At 62.3% G+C, this 4,216-nt stretch carries 5 protein-coding genes and 2 pseudogenes; 6 read left to right on the top strand and 1 reads right to left on the bottom strand.

Annotated features, from left to right (window positions below):
* The first annotated feature begins 57 nt into the window (after positions 1-57).
* Complete coding sequence (locus AC2VOU_RS15480; RefSeq protein WP_047313455.1) at positions 58-594, top strand: YceI family protein; 537 nt, start codon at positions 58-60, stop codon at positions 592-594.
* Between the two features lie 30 nt (positions 595-624).
* The gene (locus tag AC2VOU_RS15475; RefSeq protein ID WP_047313161.1) at positions 625-1,026 is read left to right on the top strand and encodes an Rv3143 family two-component system response regulator; all 402 of its coding nucleotides are present in this window, start codon (positions 625-627) and stop codon (positions 1,024-1,026) included.
* A gap of 650 nt (positions 1,027-1,676) precedes the next feature.
* Here AC2VOU_RS15475 and AC2VOU_RS15470 read toward each other — a convergent pair.
* Positions 1,677-1,871: pseudogene (locus tag AC2VOU_RS15470) on the bottom strand (PPE domain-containing protein); the annotation flags it as partial.
* 373 nt (positions 1,872-2,244) lie between these two features.
* Between AC2VOU_RS15470 and AC2VOU_RS15465 the strand changes: the two are divergent.
* The 4 genes and pseudogenes from AC2VOU_RS15465 to AC2VOU_RS15450 form a co-directional block, all read left to right on the top strand.
* The gene (locus tag AC2VOU_RS15465; RefSeq protein WP_047313164.1) at positions 2,245-2,631 is read left to right on the top strand and encodes an NADH-quinone oxidoreductase subunit A; all 387 of its coding nucleotides are present in this window, start codon (positions 2,245-2,247) and stop codon (positions 2,629-2,631) included.
* Between the two features lie 27 nt (positions 2,632-2,658).
* Entirely contained in the window at positions 2,659-3,213 is a 555-nt protein-coding gene (locus AC2VOU_RS15460; protein ID WP_047313165.1) for a NuoB/complex I 20 kDa subunit family protein, read from the top strand.
* Positions 3,210-3,896, top strand: a complete 687-nt coding sequence (locus tag AC2VOU_RS15455; protein ID WP_047313166.1) for an NADH-quinone oxidoreductase subunit C — start codon at positions 3,210-3,212, stop codon at positions 3,894-3,896. The genes AC2VOU_RS15460 and AC2VOU_RS15455 overlap by 4 nt, the downstream gene beginning before the upstream one ends.
* Positions 3,896-4,216, top strand: a pseudogene (locus tag AC2VOU_RS15450) (NADH dehydrogenase subunit D); the annotation flags it as partial. The gene AC2VOU_RS15455 and the pseudogene AC2VOU_RS15450, both read left to right, overlap by 1 nt.

Below are 4,216 nucleotides of genomic sequence, written 5' to 3'. Positions count from 1 at the left end.
GGCCGAGATCGGTCCTGTGCTCGACTTAGTCGAGAGCACGAAGACAATGAGGTGACGATGACGACTCTGGAAACTCTGCTGAATGATCCCGACATGGCCGGCACATGGAACCTTGTTCCGGATCGCTCAACCATCACCTTCAAGATCAAGAACATGTGGGGGCTGTTGAACGTCAAAGGCCGCTTCACCGAGTTCAGCGGCGACGGGCAGCTCACCAGTAAAGGCGCGGTCTTCGGCCGCCTCGACATCCGCGTCGCATCGCTGCGCACCGGCATAGGCCGACGTGACCGACACCTGCGCTCAGCAGACTTCTTCGATGTCGAGCGGTTCCCCGAGATCAGCGTCGCCGTCACCGACGTCCACCCGACCACCGGCCACGCCGCAGACCTGCGGACCACCTTCACTATCAAAGGCATCACCGAGCCGCTACCACTACCCGTCACGATCAGCGAGCTCGGCGACGGCGCGATCCGAATATCAGGCAAAACCAACATCGATCGATCCCGATTCGACGTGGACTGGAATAAGTTCGGCATGGTCGACGCGACGGCGACCGCCGCGGCAGACGTCATCTTCGTGCGGGCGATCCAGTAACGCCGGCGCGCCACCAGTACCATCTGCACCGTGCCCGCCTCTACCAGCGCTATCCGGATCCTCGTGTACAGCAACAACGCCAAGACCCGCCACCAAGTCATGCAGGCACTAGGCAAACGGCTGCACCCAGAGCTACCCGAGCTGACCTATGTCGAAGTGGCTACCGGCCAGATGGTGATACGACAAATGGACGCCGGTGGTATCGATTTGGCCATCCTCGACGGCGAGGCGACACCGACCGGCGGTATGGGTATAGCCAAACAGCTCAAAGACGAACTTGATGCGTGCCCGCCGGTCGTCGTACTCACCGGGCGCCCAGACGATGCCTGGCTGGCTAGCTGGTCGCGGGCCGAAGCGGCGGTCGCACAACCGATCGACCCCGTTGTGCTGGGTAGGACCGTGCTGGGACTGCTTGCCGCTCCGGCACAGTAGATTCCCTCAGCCACCTCGCACTTGAACTCGCGGGGTTTTGCTTTGCCCGAGGTCGCAACTGCCCCGTAGCCGTGTCCGGCCTTAATGGCGCCGCCGTTTCGGCTGCCGCGGGCGTCTCCGAACCTTGCTGGTCCTGGGTTGCAGCGGGCCGCGTTGGTGTCCTACCGGCGCCCGAAGCTCGTAACGGCGACGTCGGAATTCCAGCATCCGTTGCTGCTGCCTTCACCGCAATTTCCGATGGCGCAGTTGGCAATACCCCCAATGCCGGAACCGATGCGGCGACCTCCGGAATTGCAGAAGCCGGTGTTTCGGGTACCTCGGTTGATTCAGGTAACTCACGTGCAGAGCCGCCAGGACTAATCTGATTGTCTCCGGTAATCCCGGTACGGGTGTTATTGCCACCGGTGGCCGGAACCGGAACGGGGACGGCGAAAACCCCGATTCCGGGGCTCCCAACGCTGGCATTGATCGTAATTGTGTTGCGGCCGCCTGAATTGTAGTTCGCGCCATTTCCGGTGCCATAGTTTGGATCACCCGGCGCGAACCCAGTTCCGACGGTCATACCGCTGGCGCCGTTGGCATAGCTGCCGCTACCAACATTGCGATTACCACCGTTGCCACCGCCCGGGCTGGCGCTGCACGAATGCATTGCGGTTGCCTGCAATTGCCGTCGGTATTACCGTCGCGGCCTGCGCCGCCTCAAATATGCTGGCCACGACCCGCGCCTGACCCGCCAACCCGGTCGTCACCGAGACAAACGATTGCGCCGCAGACCCCAACTCCTCGGCAAGCCCCTCCCAAGCCGCCGCCGCCAACATCGGCGCAGTACCGGCACCAGCGAACATTCGTAAGGAGTTAATCTCTGGCGGCAGCACAAAAAACTCACGGCCCCAAGCCTCCCAGATCGATCGCCATCCGATGGCGGTAAACAATAACAACACATGTCGCACCAATATGCTGGTTAACAAAATATTCGTAGAATTCGGCTGCGGCGCGCAATCTTCAAATTCGCCGCGCAACTGGGCGGGTGCCGAGCCGGGGCCGCATCCGGCCGCGAATCCCGAGAGTCATTGCTAGGTTGACCCCCGGGCGTCTGCCCCCACCGCCGCGCGACTATGTTGAAGGTCACTGTGATGGCCCACAAACCGGGTCCGTCACAGCAGCCCGGTCACCGCCTGGTCGACGCAGCCAGCCCGCACGACGCATCAGGAAGCGAGTTTGAACCTCTACATACCCATCCTGGTACTGGGAGCCATCGCCGCCGCCTTTGCCGTGGTCTCAGTGGTGATCGCGAGCCTGGTCGGCCCGTCTCGTTTCAACCGGTCAAAGCAGGCGGCCTACGAATGTGGGATTGAGCCCACCGATACCGGCGCCAGAACTTCGCTGGGCGCCGGCGCGGCCAGCGGGCACCGATTCCCGGTGAAGTATTACCTGACTGCGATGTTGTTCATCGTCTTCGACATCGAAATCGTTTTCTTGTATCCCTGGGCGGTCAGCTACGACGCGCTGGGGGCGTTCGCGTTGGTCGAAATGGTGGTGTTCATGCTCACGGTATTCGTGGCCTACGCCTACGTGTGGCGCCGCGGCGGCCTGACGTGGGATTGAGGGCTGAGAACAGATTGGGGGTAGGGCGTGGGCCTGGAAGAACAGCTGCCGGGGGGGATTCTGCTGTCAACTGTGGAGAAGGTGGCCGGCTATGTCCGCAAGAACTCATTGTGGCCGGCGACGTTCGGGTTAGCTTGCTGCGCAATCGAGATGATGGCGACCGCCGGGCCGAGGTTTGACATAGCACGGTTTGGCATGGAGCGATTCTCGGCGACGCCCCGGCAGGCCGATCTGATGATCGTAGCGGGTCGAGTCAGCCAGAAAATGGCGCCGGTGCTGCGTCAGATCTACGACCAAATGGCCGAGCCGAAATGGGTTCTGGCCATGGGCGTGTGCGCGTCATCCGGTGGCATGTTCAACAACTACGCGATCGTGCAGGGTGTAGATCACGTTGTCCCGGTAGACATCTACCTACCCGGCTGCCCGCCGCGTCCGGAGATGCTGCTGCACGCAATCCTGCGGCTGCACGAGAAGATTCAGGAAATGCCGCTGGGCGTCAACCGGGAACGCGCCATCGCCGAAGCCGAGGAAGCCGCACTGGCGGCGCGGCCCACGATCGAGATGCGCGGACTGCTGCGATGAGCTCAGCAGACCAGGAATCCGCTGCAGAGGTGGTCGACGTTCGCCGCGGCATGTTCGGGGTGGCCGGCACCGGCGACACCTCCGGGTATGGACGGCTGGTACGCCAGGTCACGCTCCCGGGCAGTAGCCCCCGGCCTTACGGCAGCTACTTCGACGACGTGGTCGACGGGCTGGCCGAGGCGTTGCACCGCAGCGATATCGAACTCGACGACGCCATCGAGAAAATCGTGGTTGATCGCGACGAACTCACACTGCACGTTCGGCGGGATCTGCTGGTCCAGGTCGCCCAACGTCTCCGCGACGAACCGGAATTACGCTTCGAGCTGTGCCTGGGTGTCAACGGCGTGCACTACCCGCACGAGACTGGCCGGGAATTGCACGCCGTGTACCCGCTGCAATCGATCACCCACAACCGCCGGCTCCGGCTGGAAGTGTCTGCACCGGACAGTGATCCGCATATCCCGTCGCTGTATGAGGTCTATCCCACCAACGACTGGCACGAACGCGAAACCTACGATTTCTTCGGGATCATCTTCGATGGCCATCCGTCGCTGACCCGAATCGAGATGCCCGACGACTGGCAGGGGCATCCGCAACGCAAGGACTACCCACTCGGCGGCATCCCGGTCGAATACAAGGGCGCGCAGATACCTCCGCCCGACGAGCGGAGGGGTTACAACTGATGAGCGCAATTACTGAGTCGGCTGACGGCGCCGGCGAGACAGTCCTGGTCGCCGGCGGCCAGGACTGGGAGCAAATCGTCGATGCCGCCCGCAGCGCGGACCCCGGTGAACGCATCGTCGTCAACATGGGGCCTCAGCACCCGTCTACCCACGGGGTTTTGCGGCTGATCCTCGAGATCGAGGGTGAAACGATCATCGAGGCCCGATGCGGAATCGGCTACCTGCACACCGGAATCGAGAAGAATCTCGAATACCGCTACTGGACTCAAGGCGTCACCTTCGTGACCCGAATGGATTACCTGTCACCGTTTTTCAATGAG

The sequence above is a fragment of the Mycobacterium sp. TH-M25 genome, from assembly GCF_057473665.1.
This window is presented reverse-complemented; position numbering and strand designations above follow the sequence as displayed.